Genomic DNA, 1,841 nt, shown 5'->3' on the forward strand with positions numbered 1-1,841 from the left:
GGCATCCACTAAGGCGGTGATGGTTTGCGGGTTGCCTGCGCTGTCGGTCACTACGATAGTCACTTGTGCCCCCTCGCCCGCATCACTTGTACCGCTTATGATTGGCGTGTTGCTGTCGCTTTGTGCTGCAACATCAACAGTGAGTGTCGGTGGTGTATTATCAAAGTCGTCTGAGCTAATTGTACGGGTATTACCTGCGGCATCGGTCGCTGTTGCGATCACTGAGCCAACATCAAGTAATGATACATCTAATCCGACTAATGACCAGTTGCCATCCGCATCTGTTGTAGTGGTATATGTTGCACCAATACCACCGCCTACCAGTTGCTCGGTAATAGTAATTTCACTGCCTACTGGCAAATCAGAGGTGCCGCTTAGGGTAATTAATAAACCAAGCTCAAACGTTGGTGTAAAGGCAAGTGCTGGCGGGGTTACGTCTACTTCGCCCGTATATGTACCTGTACCTGTGTTGCCTGCGGCATCGGTGATGCTGGCGCTGACGCTGTAATTACCTTCAGCTAATGTACCTGTTGGTGTCGCACTCCAGTTACCATTAGCATCGGTTTGTACATCAATGCTTTGAGTAGCATTCGCTGCATCTGTAAACGTAACGGTAATGGTGCTATTAGGTGCATCACTGGTGCCTGTCACTGTTGGCGTGCTGTCATTTGTTAATACTGGCGCATCTACACTCACACTTGGTGCTGTGGTATCAATGGTGCCGTTGCCTGTAATGTTGGTGCTGTTACCTGCCACATNAGTGCAGTCGGTACTTCTATAGAGAAGTTGCCATCGGCATCCACAGTGGTGGTGAACGTTTGTGAGCTACCTAAATCATCCACAACGGTGAAGTTAATAACCGTGCCTTCAACCGCATCGCTTGTTCCGCTGAGTGTTGGGGTGATGTCACTACTTGAGCCTGGACTGGTAAGTACAAGTGTCGGTGCAATGGTATCTATTTCACCAGTGCCTGTGGCAGTGGCTTCGTTGCCTGCGGCATCGCTCACACTGGCGCTCAGTGTAAAGGTGCCTTCAGCCAGTACTTGCGTGGCTGCTACGCTCCATGTGCCATTAACCCCTAATGTGGTCGTTACGGTATGAGTAATATTATTACTGTCGGTGATTTCAACGCTCACGGTGCTGCCTTGTGGCGCATTCGCTGTGCCGGTGATCGTAGGTGTTGTGTCATCAGTCACGGTTACATCATTTACGGCAATATTAGGAATGGTCGTATCCACTACGCCATTTTCTGTTGCTGTACTTGTATTGCCGCTTCCATCTGTAACACTCGCTTCAACTTCATAACTGCCTTCAGCTAAGTCAACAGGAGCTTCAACACTCCAGATACCGTCTGTAACAGTTGTTTGTACCGTGTTTGTTATGTCATTACTGTCCGTGAAACTGACGGTGATAATAGTGCCATTTGCTGCACTGCTGGTACCGCTCACATTCGGCGTTGTATCATTTGTATCAATTAATGCATCAATATTAATACTCGGTGCGTTGGTATCTAATGTTGCGCCTTCACTTAACGTGGTGGTGTTGCCTGCACTGTCACTGACGCTTGCTTCGATAGTGAGTGGACCATCAGTTAGCGCGTTCGGTACATCCGCTGACCAGCTGCCATCGGCTTGCACTGTTGCAGTGAACGTTTCTGTATTATTTGCATCCGTGACGTTAATCGTTATAACCGTGCCTGCTGGCGCGTTCGATGTCCCGCTAATTGTTGGCGTGCTGTCGTTGGTTGCGCCTACTGTGTCTAACGTCAGTGTCGGCGCTAAGGTATCTAAGTTGCCTGTTTGTGTAGCGCCGCCGGTGTTGCCTGCATCATCGGTGATACT

Annotated in this window: 2 protein-coding genes; both read right to left on the reverse strand. The window is 49.3% G+C overall.

Going from position 1 to position 1,841, the window contains the following annotated elements:
• Positions 1 to 756 (reverse strand): Ig-like domain-containing protein (locus tag L654_RS1000000126985; RefSeq protein ID WP_225305762.1); only part of this gene is annotated, 756 nt, incomplete at its 3' end.
• Positions 693 to 1,841: Ig-like domain-containing protein (locus L654_RS1000000126990; RefSeq protein WP_024608385.1), on the reverse strand; the 1,149-nt coding region annotated here is incomplete at its 5' end. The genes L654_RS1000000126985 and L654_RS1000000126990, both read right to left, overlap by 64 nt.

The organism is Pseudoalteromonas sp. TAB23 (assembly GCF_000498075.1).
Lineage (GTDB): Bacteria > Pseudomonadota > Gammaproteobacteria > Enterobacterales > Alteromonadaceae > Pseudoalteromonas > Pseudoalteromonas arctica.